This is a genomic window from Tannerella sp. (assembly GCF_052170195.1).
Lineage (GTDB): Bacteria > Bacteroidota > Bacteroidia > Bacteroidales > Tannerellaceae > Tannerella.
Window position 1 is genome coordinate 73,749 of the sequence record NZ_JBQNAZ010000007.1, and the last position, 16,208, is coordinate 89,956.

13 protein-coding genes are annotated in these 16,208 nt (G+C 42.8%); 11 read left to right on the forward strand and 2 right to left on the reverse strand.

The features are described 5' to 3' along the window. Positions 1-5 precede the first annotated feature (5 nt). The 7 genes from ACTTKA_RS03670 (at position 6) to ACTTKA_RS03700 (ending at position 6,624) form a co-directional block, all read left to right on the forward strand. Positions 6-1,025 (forward strand): vWA domain-containing protein, encoded by a 1,020-nt coding sequence (locus tag ACTTKA_RS03670; protein ID WP_442713551.1) that lies wholly within the window; start codon positions 6-8, stop codon positions 1,023-1,025. A gap of 10 nt (positions 1,026-1,035) precedes the next feature. Continuing rightward, a complete protein-coding gene (locus ACTTKA_RS03675; RefSeq protein ID WP_442724011.1) occupies positions 1,036-1,782 on the forward strand; it encodes a tetratricopeptide repeat protein in 747 nt (248 codons plus the stop codon). Between the two features lie 11 nt (positions 1,783-1,793). After that, positions 1,794-3,623: a BatD family protein gene (locus tag ACTTKA_RS03680; protein ID WP_442724012.1), complete on the forward strand. Its 1,830-nt coding sequence runs from the start codon at positions 1,794-1,796 to the stop codon at positions 3,621-3,623. Then, positions 3,623-4,387, forward strand: a complete 765-nt coding sequence (locus tag ACTTKA_RS03685) for a tetratricopeptide repeat protein (protein ID WP_442724021.1) — start codon at positions 3,623-3,625, stop codon at positions 4,385-4,387. The genes ACTTKA_RS03680 and ACTTKA_RS03685 overlap by 1 nt, the downstream gene beginning before the upstream one ends. Positions 4,388-4,393: 6 nt before the next feature. Continuing rightward, positions 4,394-5,101, forward strand: a complete 708-nt coding sequence (locus ACTTKA_RS03690) for a phosphatase PAP2 family protein (RefSeq protein WP_442724013.1) — start codon at positions 4,394-4,396, stop codon at positions 5,099-5,101. 135 nt (positions 5,102-5,236) lie between these two features. Continuing rightward, a complete protein-coding gene (locus ACTTKA_RS03695) occupies positions 5,237-5,503 on the forward strand; it encodes a DNA-binding protein (RefSeq protein ID WP_442724014.1) in 267 nt (88 codons plus the stop codon). A gap of 2 nt (positions 5,504-5,505) precedes the next feature. After that, complete coding sequence (locus ACTTKA_RS03700) at positions 5,506-6,624, forward strand: universal stress protein (protein ID WP_442724015.1); 1,119 nt, start codon at positions 5,506-5,508, stop codon at positions 6,622-6,624. A 133-nt stretch (positions 6,625-6,757) separates the two neighbouring features. Here the strand turns inward: ACTTKA_RS03700 and ACTTKA_RS03705 are convergent, their stop codons facing one another. Both ACTTKA_RS03705 and gyrA read right to left on the reverse strand, forming a co-directional pair. Continuing rightward, positions 6,758-7,975, reverse strand: coding sequence for a tetratricopeptide repeat protein (locus tag ACTTKA_RS03705; RefSeq protein WP_442724016.1), 1,218 nt, complete (start codon positions 7,973-7,975; stop codon positions 6,758-6,760). A gap of 27 nt (positions 7,976-8,002) precedes the next feature. Then, entirely contained in the window at positions 8,003-10,570 is a 2,568-nt protein-coding gene (gyrA, locus tag ACTTKA_RS03710) for a DNA gyrase subunit A (protein WP_442724017.1), read from the reverse strand. A 303-nt stretch (positions 10,571-10,873) separates the two neighbouring features. Between gyrA and ACTTKA_RS03715 the strand changes: the two genes are divergently transcribed. From ACTTKA_RS03715 to gcvP, 4 genes are read left to right on the forward strand one after another with little or no spacing between them, the layout of a single operon-like run. Next, positions 10,874-11,722 (forward strand): RsiV family protein, encoded by an 849-nt coding sequence (locus ACTTKA_RS03715; protein ID WP_442724018.1) that lies wholly within the window; start codon positions 10,874-10,876, stop codon positions 11,720-11,722. Positions 11,723-11,725: 3 nt separating this feature from the next. After that, positions 11,726-12,346, forward strand: a complete 621-nt coding sequence (gene rsmG / locus ACTTKA_RS03720) for a 16S rRNA (guanine(527)-N(7))-methyltransferase RsmG (RefSeq protein ID WP_442713542.1) — start codon at positions 11,726-11,728, stop codon at positions 12,344-12,346. Next, on the forward strand, positions 12,343-12,981 hold the full coding sequence (locus tag ACTTKA_RS03725) for an MBL fold metallo-hydrolase (RefSeq protein ID WP_442713541.1): 639 nt from the start codon (positions 12,343-12,345) through the stop codon (positions 12,979-12,981). The genes rsmG and ACTTKA_RS03725 overlap by 4 nt, the downstream gene beginning before the upstream one ends. A gap of 19 nt (positions 12,982-13,000) precedes the next feature. Then, on the forward strand, positions 13,001-15,853 hold the full coding sequence (gene gcvP, locus ACTTKA_RS03730) for an aminomethyl-transferring glycine dehydrogenase (RefSeq protein WP_442724019.1): 2,853 nt from the start codon (positions 13,001-13,003) through the stop codon (positions 15,851-15,853). Positions 15,854-16,208: the final 355 nt, after the last annotated feature.

Consider the following 16,208-nt stretch of genomic DNA (forward strand, 5'->3'; position numbering starts at 1 on the left):
TGATTATGTTTCGTTTTGCTCATCCTATTTACCTATATTTGTTGGCAATACTTCCCGTATTGACCATATTCTATCTCTATGTGGTGATTACCGGAAAGAGGGCCATCAAGCGCTTCGGCGATCCTATGCTCGTCTTACAATTGACACCGGAAGTATCACGTAAACGGGAACGATTGAAATTCTGGCTGTTATTCATGTCTATAGCCGTGACGATTTTTATGATTGCCGGCCCGCAGTTCGGCTCTAAGCTGGAAACCGTCAAAAGGCAAGGGGTAGAAATCATGATATGTCTGGATGTCTCTAATTCGATGATGGCCGAAGATATTCAACCGAATCGTCTGGAAAAAGCCAAACAAATGCTTTCGAGGATGACCGACAGTTTTACCGACGACAAGGTCGGTCTGATTGTCTTCGCCGGCGATGCTTTTACACAGTTACCGATTACTTCAGATTATATCTCGGCCAAGATGTTTATGTCGTCCATTACTCCTTCGATGATTTCCACGCAAGGAACAGCCATCGGAGCCGCGATAAATCTGGCGATGCGTTCATTCACACCAAACGAAAATTCCGGAAAAACGATCATGTTGATTACGGATGGTGAAAATCATGAAGATGACCCGGTAAAAGCGGCCGCCGCTGCAGCCGAGAAAGGAGTGAACGTGAATATTGTAGGTATCGGGCTTCCCAAAGGTGCACCGATACCTCTTGACAATGGGAATGATTATATGCGAGACGGCAATGGAAATATTGTCATCACGCAATTGAACGAGCAGATGTGTCAGGAAATTGCTGCGGCCGGCAAAGGAATCTATGTTCGTGCAGACAACACCAACTCGGCTCTCCGCGCGCTACAGTCCGAAATTAATAAGATGGATAAAGCAGAGCTGGAAAGTAAAGTGTATTCGGAATATGATGAACGGTTCCAGACATTGGCATGGATTGTTTTGATCTTGTTGATTCTCGAGTATCTGATTCTGGAACGAAAAAATCGGATATTCCGAAAAATAAAATTATTTTCTTAATAAAATAGGAATGAAAGCAATATATCTGATATTCATAAGTATGACAACCGCATTCTGTTGTACGAACGGCATGTTTGCACAGAAGGCGGAACGATCGCATATCCGAAAAGGGAACAAACTATACAAAGAAGAGAAATATACCGAATCGGAGATTGCTTACCGACAGAGCATCGAAGTGAATCCGCGCTCTGTCGAAGGCTCATACAATCTGGGTAATGCCTTGTACAAACAGGAGAAATATCCGGAAGCAGCCGAACAATACCAACAAATCGCCGGTCAGCGAGAGCGTCTGCTGACTGAAAATCCGGCCAATGCCCAACGATTAGCGGAAGTTTTTCACAACCTCGGGAATATTCAGATGAAGAACAAGGATTATGCCAAAAGTATCGAGGCTTATAAACAGTCATTGAGGATGAATCCGAAAGACGAAGAGACACGGTATAACTTAGCTTTGGCTCAAAAGCTACTGAATGATCAGCAGCAACAAAATCAAGACCAGCAGAATCAGAATCAGGATCAGCAACAGCAAGAACAGAAGGAGCAAAAACAAGAGCAGAATCAGGATCAGCAACAGCAGCAGAATGAGCAGAAAGAAAATAAGACACAAGAACAGAAGCAGGAGAATGAACAAATGAGCAGAGACAATGCACAACAGATTCTCGATGCTTTCCTGCAGGACGAAAAAGACACACAGGAGAAAGTTAAAAAGGCTCAGGCCAAACATCAAGAACGTCGTAAAACAGATAAACAATGGTAAAAATAAGAGCTATGAGAAAAGTCATTTTTATCGTTACCGGGCTGTTGTTTTTAGCAGGGACATACCTGAAAGCAGACGGAGTGACATTCAAAGCCTCTGCTCCCAATGCTGTGGTAATGGGGCAACAATTCCAACTGACGTATACCGTCAATGAGGAAGGTGCCGGTGGACTTCGCACACCGGATTTAACTGATTTCGATGTGTTGATGGGACCAACTTCGTCTGTCAGTAGAAGTATGCAATACATCAATGGAAAATCGAGCAGTTCCTATTCTCAAACTTTTACGTATGTGTTAATGCCTAAAAAAGAAGGCACATTTAATTTGGGGCCGGCAACGATAAAAATCAAAAATTCGAATTATAGTTCCAACTCATTAGTTATTAAAGTACTTCCTCCGGATAAGACCGCAGAAGCAGCATCTTCGGGTTCGGGGGGAAGTCAAGCGTCTTCCGGTTCTTCCAATATCGGAGGTGATGAGTTATTCGTTCGGATGAATGTTTCGAAGCGTAGCGTCTATGAACAAGAAGGATTTTTAGTGACATTCAAACTCTATTCTCTGTATGATGCAGCATTGAACGATGTAAAGTTTCCTGAATTTGAGGGATTTCTCGCTCAGGATATTGAGTTGAATCCACAATGGACACTCGAAAATTATAATGGACGTAATTACCGGGCAGTCGTTATTAAACAGACCGTCCTTTATCCGCAACGTTCGGGTAAAATTACGATAGAAGGAGGGAAATATGACGCCGTCGTACGCATCCGTTCGAAACAACGTGTGCGCAGTATTTTTGACGACTTCTTCGATACTTATCAAGATGTGAAAAGAGTGCTTACGACTGCACCGGTAACGATCGATGTTAAGCCTCTTCCGAGTGGTAAACCGGCTTCTTTTCAGGGAGCGGTAGGTTCCTACACCATGAAAGCAAGCATCAGTTCCGATCGCATTAAAACGAACGAAGCTGTTACGATCAACGTAACGCTTTCAGGAAATGGAAATATTAAGTTAGCTAAAAATCCGGTAATTACTTTCCCGAATGATTTTGAAGTATATGATCCGAAAGTAGATAATAATATCAAGACGACTCCTTCCGGTACAAGCGGAACAAAATCAATTGAATACATGGCAATTCCGCGCTATGCGGGCGATTTTGAGATTCCGGCTGTCCAATTTTCGTATTTTGATCCCAAAGACGGTTCGTATAAGACGCTCCCGTCTCAACCGTTCAAACTACATGTGGAGAAAGGAATCGGAGGAGAGAATAGTTCTGGACCGGTCATTTCAAATTTCGGTACGCAAGAGAGTGTCAAATATTTGGGGCAAGACATCCGTTATATCAAAGTTTCAAAGCCTCACTTTGTTTCAAATAAAGAAATTTTCTTCGGTTCATTCATGTACATAATGGCGTATGTACTGATTGCCGTTTTATTTATCGTCTTCTTTGCCATCTATCGCAAGCAAGTGAAAGAAAATGCAAACATTGCGCTTGTACGTACGAAAAAAGCGAACAAAATAGCGGTTCGAAGGTTGAAGAAGGCTGAAAAATTACTGAAAGAGAGAAAAAAGGAAGAATTCTACGACGAAGTTCTTCGCGCAGTGTGGGGATATCTGAGCGACAAGTTGAATATTCCGCAAGCCAATCTGACAAAAGACAATGTAGAGGCAGAATTAATGGTGTTTGGAGTAGATAAAGAGGTAAGTGATGATTTTATAAATATCTTGAATACCTGTGAATTCGCTCGTTATGCCCCCAGTCAGGCTTCCGAAGCAATGGAACAGCTCTTTAAGCAAACGGTAAATGCCATTGGGAAAATGGAAAACATAATTAAAAAGTCATGATGATGAAGCTAATATCAAAAATACTGTGTTTTGGATTTATGCACCTGATGTGCGGTATATCTTTGATGGCACAGGAATCTGCGTTTAAAGAAGCCGAAGTAGCATATAAACAGGAGAACTATGCCAAGGCTATTGAATTATATGAAGAATTGTTGAAGAACAACGGCGAGTCATATCAGATTTACTACAATCTGGGAAATGCGTATTACAAAACGAATAAGATTGCACCGGCTATTTTGAATTACGAACGAGCTTTGTTGCTGAATCCCGGTGATGGAGACATTCGTTTTAATTTAGAAATGTCCAGACTCCGGACAACAGACAAAATAGAACCGATTGGTGAGTTCTTTTTAGTCAAATGGTTTCGCTCTATCCGGAATTTATTGAGTGTCGATGTATGGGCAAGTATGGGTATCGTGTGCTTCATACTGTTTATCGGTTGTTTGATTTTATTCTTTTTTTCCAAATGGATGCGCTTGAAAAAAATCGGATTTTACGCCGGAATCTTTTTATTGCTAACGGTTGTCTTGGCTAATATATTCGCTTGGAGCCAAAAGAAAGCGTTAATAACACGCGATACCGCGATTATTTTTGCGTCTACGATTACGATTAAAAGTTCGCCGGATACCAGTGGTACTGATTTGTTTGTTCTGCATGAAGGAACGAAAGTGCAGATTAAAAGCACATTGGGAGAATGGTATGAGATCCGTTTAGAGGACGGAAAGGAAGGATGGATTCCTCAAAAAGAGCTTAAAAGAATTTAAACTCGTATGTTGGAGAGTATTTTAGAATATGAACGGAATCTTTTTTTGTGGCTCAATGGCGGGCATACGCTTTATTGGGACCATTTCTTTTGGATGTATTCCGGGAAGATAGTATGGATACCCTTAGCGCTTTTTGTTTTGTGGATTATTTGCTACAAAAGGCCATGGAAGGAATCTCTTCTGATCTTATTCTTTATTGCATTGACCATTACGCTGTGCGATCAATTTGCGTCAAGCGTATGTAAGCCGTTATTTACGCGTTTCCGTCCTACGCGCCATCCGGATTTTATGGATCATGTCCAAACGGTTATCAATCCGTTGACCGGCAGTCCGTACCTTGGCGGACGTTACGGATTCATATCCAGTCATGCAGCCAATGCATTCGGATTTGCTACATTTACGATACATCTTTTTCGTTACCGCTGGTACGCCTATGGCATTATATTATGGGGCATCTTGATGTCGTATACCCGCATTTATTTAGGTGTTCATTTTATTTCCGATATTATTCCGGGCATTTTATCCGGATGCTTCTTTGGGTGGTTTTGTTTTGAAACTTACCGGGTTATTCGTTCTCGAACGATAAAAAGAGTAGGGGAGTCCTCCCTTCTTTTGTATGAGATATCTCGTGTTCGTTATATTCTTTACGCTATGTTGGCTACAATCGCTTTTATGCTTGTATATAGTGGATTAGGGGTTCCCACATGGAAGTGAGCAGATAAACATGTTATAAAACATAACCATCTTATTTGAAAAAAGCTCCGGAAAGTTTGGCTTATTTAATTTTAGTGGCTATATTAGGGCGCGAATATTAATAATATTATTAACCCATAAAAATAAACATGAACCATGACGAAAACAATCACTTTTAACGAACTTCGGGATATTAAAGATCGTTTGCCTGATGGTACGATTCATCGTATTGCTGCTGAATTAGGGGTATCGGTAGAGACTGTCCGAAATTACTTCGGGGGAGAAAATTACAAGGATGGTAAAAGTTGCGGATTACATATTGAATCAGGCCCTAACGGGGGTATTGTGGTTTTAAGTGACACCACCATTCTGGATCGAGCGTTGGACATTTTAGGAGCAAATCCTTTATCAGACGATGTGTGAGTATGGAAAAGCAGTTAGTTACATTAGCTATTCACACGTATGAAAAGGCTCAGATTTTGAAGACGCTTCTTGAATCGGAAGGAATAGAGGCCTATATTCATAATGTGAATCAGATCCAACCCGTCATCTCAGCAGGCGTTCGTATACGCATCAAAGAGAGTGACTTGCCACGAGCTTTACGGCTAATTGAGGATACTCAATGGCTGGATGAAACAGAAAAAGAAGATGCACCTGAGCAAAACCTGAAAAAGGTTTTAATTCCTGTCGACTTTTCGGATTATTCGATCAAAGCGTGTGAAATAGGGATAAATTATGCACATCAGATTGGGGCAGAAGTCATGTTATTACATGCTTATTTCAGCACGTATATTCCTTCTGCGTTACCGTTTGCGACTCGTGATCCCGTGGCAACGGGAGTTCCCAATAATGAAAATATCCATCTCGTCTATAAGCAGGTACAAAAGGATATTGAAAACATTTGTACGCTAATAAATCGGAAGATGGAATGTGGAGAATGGCCTAGCGTCAAATATAACTATATCCTGAGAGAAGGTTTGCCGGAAGAAGAAATTATGGCTTACGCCAAAGAGTATCATCCGACCTTGATCGTCATGGGTACACGCGGGAAAAATCAGAAAAATGCAGATCTGATTGGAAGTGTCACAGGTGAAGTCATTGAACAAACGAATATGCCGCTTTTGGCTATTCCCGAACATGTTCCTTTCAGTAATCTGAATGAAACCCAAAAGATTGCCTTTGCAATTTCTTTTAACCAGCGTGATATTTTGGCGTTCGATAAGTTTGTCGATTTCTTCAAAGAACATCCGGTACAAATTCAGCTATTTAATATCTCGACCAGTCGCAACGAGTGGAATGATATTCGTTTATCGGGATTGAACGAGTATCTTAAGAAACAATATCCGGAGTTGAAAATAGAATATACCGTATTGAACGACGGAGATTTATTGGAAGCTATTGAGACATTTGTCAAAGAAAAACAAATCGATATGATTGCATTTAGCACATATCGCCGCAGTATGATCACACGGATATTTAATCCGAGTCTTGCGCGTAAAATGCTTTTCCATAGTAATACACCGCTTTTGGTGATTCCAATTTAATCGTTCGTTTTCACCATAATTACTATTATGTAAAATAGGGATATTCCGATCATACAATTTATAAATATCGTTTATGCAAAAAAAGAGCTGAACTCAATTTGAGTTCAGCTCCTTTTTATTGTTCAACAACACATTACTTATTCATTTCGGCATCTATCTCATTGAATTTTTCGTTCATATTCAGATTGTAATAGATACCTCTCAGTCCGATTAAAAATTCTTTTTCATCGGGTTTAAGTTCACGTGCCTTTTCAAAAAACGGCAACGCTTTTCTGAAGAGTTCTTCGGCCTTTGCTTTCTCTTGTTTGTATTGAGTCGCATCCGATATCGAATTCGCTTTATCTAAAGTGCTTACTCCTTGGTTGTAATAAATACGCCCCATGCTGAAGTTATTGGCCGCACTATTGGGATCCAATTCAACCGCTTTTTTGTATGCTTCTTCAGCCTGATCATAATCTTTCAAACCGGTTTCGTAGACGCTTCCTTTAGCATAATACAATTGAGCACTATTCGCATTTTTCGAAATAGCAGTGTTCAATAATTGCAAAGCCTGGTCATTTCTTCCGGTGTAGATGTACAGATTAATCAGACTATTCAAGAAATAGCTTGAATCGGGAAATAAAGCCATCCCCTCTTCCAGCGTTTTTTCGATGTTCGCTGTATCTTTTGCCTGTTCGTACTCGTAGCACAGCGACTGATATATATCGTAACGTCGATAGTCCGTATCCTTTGCCCGATTCAGATTCTTAATAGCGAGCTCTACATCATCCAGTTGCATAGCTGCGATAGCCGAATAGAACTGTACGATCATATAGTTTGAATCTTTCTGGGCTACCTTCTCATCTTTCATAAAAGGCAGGTTTGCAATCTCGATGTATTGATCAAAGAAATCACAGGATTTCTTGTAATCTTTTTGATCAAAGTAATAGGCTCCACCGTTCAGATAGTAAATATGATTGGCATTGAGCGTACCTTTGATATGTTTGGTATATTTCGGTTTTACCTTTCCTTTCTCATTCGGGAGCTGATCCAATTCATAGGCTTTTTTGAAGAACGGCAAAATATTCGCAAGAGCTTCATACATCACCGGTTCATTCGGTTGTTGACCTAAAATCTGCTTGGTACTTTCGGAACTGAATTGAGTGTCTTCGATTTGTCCGGCCACATACCATGTTTTTGCATCATCCTTTGTTTCCGGATTTTCCAATGCTCCTTTAATCAAGGTCCGTGCTTCGTTAAAGTCAGGCTTCGAATCTTTCGCAATACGCTCAGCCTCCGTTACCGCTTTTTTTTGCGCAAATACAGTTGTTGCCATCAGGCAGAAACCGATTGTCATTAATACTTGTTTCATGTCATTTAAAATTTTGATGTTAATACTTTATTCTTTTTCTTCTTCAATCATGTTGTTGTTATCTTCTATGACCTCCGTACTGTTTTCCGGTTTAATTTCGTTCGTAACTTCTTCTGTTTCTTCATCGCCGATTTTATTTTCTTCCGATTCCGATACAACTTTGCATACGGATGCGATTTCATCGTTACGTTTTTCTAAATTAATCAGTCGAACACCTTGTGTTGCACGGCCGATAATATTCAAATCAGCTACTTTCATACGGATCGTAATGCCGGATTTATTGATGATCATCAAGTCGTTTTCTTCTGTTACATTCTTAATTCCCACCAATTTGCCGGTCTTTTCTGTGACGTTGATCGTTTTGACTCCCTTTCCTCCCCGGTTGGTAATCCGGTAGTCGTCGATCTTCGAACGTTTCCCATAGCCTTGTTCCGAGACAACGAGAATGGTCTCTTTTTCCGTATCTTTGATACAAACCATGCCGATCGCTTCGTCGTTTTCGTCATCTAAAGTCATTCCGCGTACCCCGGCAGCTGTACGTCCCATCACACGCACTTTGCTTTCATGGAAACGGATGGCCCGGCCATTTCGATTGGCAATCAACACGTCGTTGTTTCCATCCGTCAGTCGTACTTGAATCACTCCATCTCCTTCATGCAGAGTAATGGCATTGACGCCATTTTGGCGTGGGCGTGAATAAGCAGCCAAGAGTGTTTTTTTAATCACTCCTTTTTTCGTGCAGAAGAGTAAATAATGTGAGTTGGTAAATTCCGTATCGGTCGTTAAGTTCTTGATCCGGATAAATGCGTTTACGCTATCGTCCGAATCAATATTTAAGAAGTTCTGGATCGCTCTTCCTTTTGCATTTTTAGCCCCCTCAGGTATTTCGAATACTTTTTTCCAGAAGCATCGTCCTTTAGCGGTGAAAAACAAAATCGTAGCATGCATCGATGCTGGATAAATATATTCGACGAAGTCTTCTTCGCGTGTTTCGGAACCTTTCGCCCCTACTCCACCTCGCGCTTGTGCACGGAATTCGCTCAACGGAGTACGTTTAATATATCCCATGTGCGAAACGGTAATAATCATTTCATCATCGGCATAAAAATCTTCCGGATTTAATTCTTCGGAGGCATACACAATGTCGGTCTTACGTTCATCTCCGTATTTATCAATGATTTCCTGGAATTCGTCCCGAATGACTCCCATCAACCTATCTTCATTTTCCAGAATTTCTTTTAATCGTGCGATTAATTTTTCTATCTCTTCATATTCGGCACGCAACTTTTCCTGTTCAAGTCCGGTTAATTGGCGTAACCGCATTTCAACGATAGCCCGGGCTTGTATTTCAGTCAATTCGAAACGCACCATCAAATTACTAATCGCCTCCTGAGGACTTCCTGATTTCTTTATGATGGCGATTACTTCGTCGATATTGTCTGAAGCAATAATCAATCCTTCCAGAATATGAGCGCGTTCTTCAGCTTTCTTCAGATCATATTTAGTGCGGCGGATCACTACCTCCCGCCGATGATCAACAAAATTTCCGATCAATTCTTTCAGATTCATCAGCTTCGGTCGCCCATTGACCAATGCGATATTGTTGACACTGAATGACGACTGCAAGGCGGTCATCTTATACAGTTTATTAAGTACGACATTCGCATTCGCCTCGCGTTTTACATCGACCACGATACGCATGCCGCTACGGTCTGATTCGTCATTTACATTTGAGATACCGTCGATACGCTTCTCGTTTACGAGATCGGCAATCGCTTTGATCAGTTCGGCTTTATTTACAAGGTATGGAATCTCGCTGATGATGATTTTGTCATGTGCCTGTGCACTTTCTATTTCCGCTTTTCCACGGAGTACGATACGTCCGCGTCCCGTCTCAAACGCATCTTTGACGCCGGCATACCCGTAGATAGTAGCACCTGTCGGGAAATCAGGCGCTTTTACATAAGCCATTAGCCCGAGTACATCGATTTCTCCACGAGCATCGATATAAGCTTGACAAGCCTGAAGAACTTCTTTCATATTGTGCGGAGGCATATTGGTTGCCATTCCTACCGCAATTCCTGAAGCTCCGTTAATCAAGAGGTTCGGTATACGTGTGGGAAGTACGACAGGTTCTCGTAATGTGTCATCAAAATTCAGTTGGAAATCAACCGTATCCTTATCAATGTCGCGTAGCATCTCTTCAGCCAGTTTGCTCATACGCGCTTCCGTGTAACGCATAGCCGCAGGGTTGTCTCCGTCTACAGAACCGAAATTCCCCTGTCCGTCTACTAAGGTGTAACGCATCGACCAGTTTTGTGCCAAACGAACCAATGCGAAATAAACAGAGGAGTCCCCATGTGGGTGATACTTACCCAATACTTCTCCGACGATTCTCGCCGATTTTTTGTACGGCTTATCGGAGGTATTCCCCAGTTCACTCATACCAAAGAGGATGCGTCGATGAACGGGTTTGAATCCATCTCTTACATCCGGAAGTGCACGCGAAACAATGACCGACATTGAATAATCAATGTAGGCTGATTTCATTTCATTATTAATGTCAATCTTAATAATTCTATCTTTTTCAGTCATTTAGTATGTTGTTAATAATTCTTCAACTGTATATTCGAAAAAAACACGCTAATTTACGGGTTTTTTACCAATGGGCAAATGTTTTACTGTAAAAAAATGCAAGAATACGTTCAATACTCTTTAGTGTGTCTTGAAAGTGGGTACTGTTTTATTGAAGAATATGTTAACCAAATGATATTCTGTTTGATATTGTGATATGCAGACGAAAAGCGTTTTTTTTAATAATCTTAATAAGATTCTTTCGTTATTGAATCAATTATCTTTTAAATTTGCATCGTAAATATGTTTAATCATGCAATAGAGATGAAGATATATATCGTGAAAACCTTTTTTGTCTGGTTAGTAGCTGTCGGCCTTTTATCGGCATGCGGTTCGGACGCCAAAAAGGTAAAAGAAAATGATATTCGTTTTGATACGATGACTCTAAAAGAGAGTTATCATATGAAAAATATAGAGACGAATCCCGGTTGTTCATTGCAAATAAACTTTCTGTATCCGGCCGAATATCAAAATCAACAAGTTTTAAAAGCTGCACAGCAACAGTTTATCAGAGCTTTTTTAGGCGATGATTATATGCAATGCTCGCCAAGAGAGGCCGTGAGTCTATATGCTGTGAATTATCTGAATGATTTTAAGAAACGTGAAACAGACTTTGAGTCGGACGTTGAAGAGCATGGTTCGGAGCCGAACGATGAATGGTACTCAAGCTATGAGATTCTCAGCGACAGCATTTATTACAATCAAAATGATTTATTAAGTATGGTGGTCTCGAAGGAATACGATACGGGAGGGGCACATAACGCACACCATTATACGAACCGTGTTATTGATCTGAGGACAGGTGAACGAGTGACGGAAGCAGCCGTTTTTATCGAAGATTATCAGGATGATTTGGCTAAAATTATTGTAGATGCCATTGCGCTATATAATAATGTAGATAAGGTATCAGAGCTTGAGAATATCGGTTTTTTCAATATCAATGAAATTTATCCGAATAAGAACTTTTATGTGGATGAAATCGGGATTACATACACGTTTAATGAATACGAGATCGCAGCGTATGTGGTAGGCGCCACCTCAGTCCGGATTCCATACGAAAAAATACGCCATTTGCTGCGTAAAGAAAGTCCGATTGCCCATATCGCTTTTTGAGACATGGAGGTTATCGAGCATTATTATCCTGGCCTGAGCGAGTTGCAACGCAAGCAATACGCGGCATTGTATGATCTTTATGCAGAATGGAATGCGAAGATCAATGTCATATCCCGGAAAGATATAGATAATTTGTATATTCACCATGTGCTGCACTCGCTGAGCATTGAAAAATTGGTTCACTTCAGACCCGGAACGGCAGTCATGGATGTCGGTACAGGGGGAGGATTTCCGGGTATTCCGCTGGCGATTCTTTTTCCGGATGTCTCGTTTCATTTGATCGACAGTATCGGAAAGAAAATTAAAGTCGTGCAGGCGGTGGCCGAGGCTATCGGGCTGAAAAATATTACGACATGCCACGAACGGGTGGAAAGTGAAAAGGGGCATTTTGACTTTATAGTAAGCCGTGCGGTAATGCCACTGCAAGATTTAGCAGGGTTGGTCCGTAAGAACATACGAAACACGCAGCAGAATTCGCTTCCCAACGGTTTGATTTGCCTGAAAGGCGGAGAGCTTCAACACGAGATCGCTCCCTTTCGTAAGCAGGCGGTGTGCTTAAACCTGAAGACCTATTACAAAGAGTCTTTTTTTGAGACAAAAAAATTAGTATATATTCCTTTATGATTAAGATAAAGTGTTTTGAATTCAATCTGTTTGCCGAAAACACGTATGTACTTTACGACGAAACGAAAGAAGCTGTGATTATCGATTGCGGCTGCATGTCGGCCGGTGAAGAGAAGGTCTTGTCGGATTTTATTGCGGCTCATGAGTTGGTACCAAAGCAATTGCTTTGTACACACTTGCATCTTGACCATATTTTAGGCAACGCCTTTATCCATAGAACGTATGGTCTTTCGCCCAAAGCACATCGGCTGGAAGTTGAACAGATTCCTCCTCTCGACATTCAGATGAAACAGATGGGACTTCATGCTTCCGCTGATACCGTTCCGGTAACAAGTTTTCTGAACGAAAACGAACCGATCCGTTTCGGTCATTCGGAGCTTGCCGTATTATTCGTTCCGGGACATTCGCCCGGCAGTCTGGTCTTTTACAGCCCGGCGGATGGCTTCATCATCTCCGGAGATACCCTGTTTGCGGGAAGTATCGGACGAACAGATTTGTGGGGAGGAAGTTACGGGATGCTTGTTTCTGCGATCCAAGAAAAAATCTTATCCTTACCCGACGAAACGCTGATCTGTCCGGGGCATGGCCCGTCTACGACCGTCATCGAAGAGAAATTACATAATCCTTATTTATAAATATTGTATAAAGTATAACATGGAGACCAACAAATTTGCAAATCGCCACATAGGCGTCACAACCGATGAAGATAAAGCCGCGATGCTTCAAACTGTCGGTGTGAAATCGACAGACGAATTGATTGACCAGATTATCCCGTCGAATATTCGTCTGAGAAAACCGTTTCATTTACCTGCCCCGATGACGGAGCGGGAATTTGCGGAACACATTGCCGAGCTTGCTTCTAAGAATAAAATCTTTACATCCTATATCGGCATGGGCTGGTATGATACGGTATGCCCTGCTCCCATCTTGCGGAATGTGTTTGAGAACCCGAGCTGGTACACTTCGTACACACCTTATCAGGCCGAAGTTTCGCAAGGCCGGTTAGAGGCCTTGTTTAACTTCCAGACCGTGATTTGCGAACTGACCGGAATGCCGCTGACTAACTGTTCCCTGTTAGACGAAGCAACAGCGGCTGCCGAAGCCGCGACGATGCTCTTCCATACGCGTAGCCGTGAGCAAGTTAAAAATGAAGCGAATCAGTTGTTTGTAGATGAAAACGTGTTTGAATCGACTCTGGCCGTCATACAGACACGAATGGCTCCGCAGGGTATCGAAGTGGTGACGGGTAATTATCGTGAAGCGGCCCTGTCCGGCAAGATGTTCGGAGCGATCCTTCAATATCCTGACGGTAACGGCGCAGTTAACGACTATAAGGATTTCGTGGCAGCAGCGCATGCCGAAGGGATACGTGTTGCCGTAGCGGCCGATCTGATGAGCCTCGTTCTGCTGACACCTCCCGGCGAATGGGGAGCAGACATCGTGTTCGGAACTTCGCAGCGTTTCGGTATTCCGATGTTTTACGGTGGACCATCGGCGGCGTATTTCGCTACGAAAGACGAGTACAAGCGAATGATTCCCGGGCGTATCATCGGGCTTTCAGTCGATGCGTACGGACATCCGGCTTACCGTTTGGCGCTTCAGACGCGCGAGCAACATATCAAGCGCGAAAAAGCGACATCAAATATCTGTACCGCGCAGGCGCTTCTGGCTACGATGGCTGGTTTTTACGCGGTGTATCACGGAGCCGAAGGATTAACGGATATCGCTTCGAGGATTCACCGTTACGCCGGTTTTCTGGCCGGCAAACTCGAAAAACTTGGCTATAAACAACTGAATACAAATTTCTTCGATACATTAAAGATCGAACTTCCCACCCATGTACCGGTAAACACATTGTCTGAAATCGCCTTAGAGTGCAACATCAACCTTCGATATTTTGAAGAGGGTCATGTGGGAATCAGTATCGATGAAACAACCCGCCCTGAACACATTAACATCCTGTTGCAAATCTTTTCAGGGGTGGCGGGACTGCCCAATCCGTCGGCAACGGATATCCCCGCGAAGATGTATCTCGACCGGGCATTCTTGCGTACTTCGTCTTTCCTGCAACAGGACATATTTAAAAAATACCGTACCGAAACAGAGTTGATGCGATATATCAAACGTTTGGAACGCAGAGATATTTCGCTGGCCCATTCGATGATTCCGCTGGGATCGTGTACGATGAAGCTGAATGCAGCTTCCGAATTGCTTCCGTTGCTCAATCCCGCTTTCCAGAATATCCATCCTTATGCACCGGTCGATCAGGTGAATGGATATATGGAGCTGATTGAAAATCTGTCGTCTTACCTGATTGAGATTACCGGTCTGAAGGGTGTGACCCTGCAACCGAATTCGGGGGCGGCCGGTGAATATACGGGATTGCGGATTATTCGCGCTTACCTCGAAAGTATCGGACAGGGACACCGCCATGTGGTGCTGCTGCCCGCTTCGGCACATGGAACCAATCCCGCCAGTGCCATTCAGTGCGGGTTCACAACGGTTACCGTACGCTGCGACGAAAAGGGGAATATCGATTTGACCGACTTCCGTACAAAAGCCGAAGAGCAGAAAGACGTTCTTGCCGCAAGTATGATTACTTATCCGTCTACACACGGTATCTTCGAGACAGATATCAAAGAGATGTGCGACATCGTTCACGCGTGCGGAGGACAAGTTTATATGGATGGTGCCAATATGAATGCGCAGGTTGGACTGACCAGCCCGGGAGTGATCGGCGCCGATGTATGCCATCTGAACCTGCATAAAACGTTTGCGTCGCCTCACGGCGGTGGCGGACCCGGCGTAGGTCCGGTATGTGTGGCCGAGCATTTGCTTCCTTTCCTCCCCTCCCACCCCGTGACGTTCGGTAACAGCCGAAACACTGTTGCGTCAGCGCCTTACGGAAGTGCCGGCATCTTGCCGATCACCTATGCCTACATTCGTCTGATGGGTGCTGACGGACTTACGGAAGCAACACGAATCGCGATGTTAAATGCCAACTATTTAGCCGAACGTTTGAAAGAGGCTTACGGTATTGTTTATACGGGAGCTAATGAGCGCGTCGGTCATGAGCTGATACTCGAATGTCGTGTGCTTAAAGAACGCTCCGGAATCGATGAGAACGATATTGCCAAACGGTTGATGGATTTCGGATACCATGCTCCCACTCTTTCTTTCCCGGTGCACGGAACCTTGATGGTAGAGCCGACCGAAAGCGAAAGCAAGGAGGAGTTAGACCGTTTTGTCGAAGTGATGGAATGTATTCGTCGAGAAATAGATGAAGTGGAAAGCGGTATCGCATCGAAGGAAGATAATGTACTCAAAAACGCTCCGCACCCCGAATACGAAGTCACTGCCGACAAATGGAACCATCCTTATTCACGTTCGAAGGCGGCTTTCCCGCTGGAATGGCTGCATGACAATAAGTTCTGGATTAATGTGGCGCGTGTCAACAATGCATATGGCGACCGCAACTTAGTCCCGACCCTTTGCAGTTGTCAATAGTCACAACATGCGATAGTAATATAAATTTAGAGAGGGGAAGCCAATATTACGCCCTTTCAGGGCTGTTTTCCAATTGTTAGTTGTCAATGGTTATTTTCCAGGTACATGATTCGGCATGTACCACGCATAACCATTGACAGTTGACAATGACTTTGTTGCAACGGTTGACGTCTGATTATCAAAAGATATTATTGCTGTCCGGTAAAACTTTTAGGACTGTAAAAAATTAGGGCTGACACTTCTGACGAGGTATCAGCCCTTTTGGTTATCTTTGTTTTTGGATAAATAATTATAACCATGAGCAAATTTAGATAAAATCCTCGAGATTTTACACCGGGCAGATAAAAACACAAGG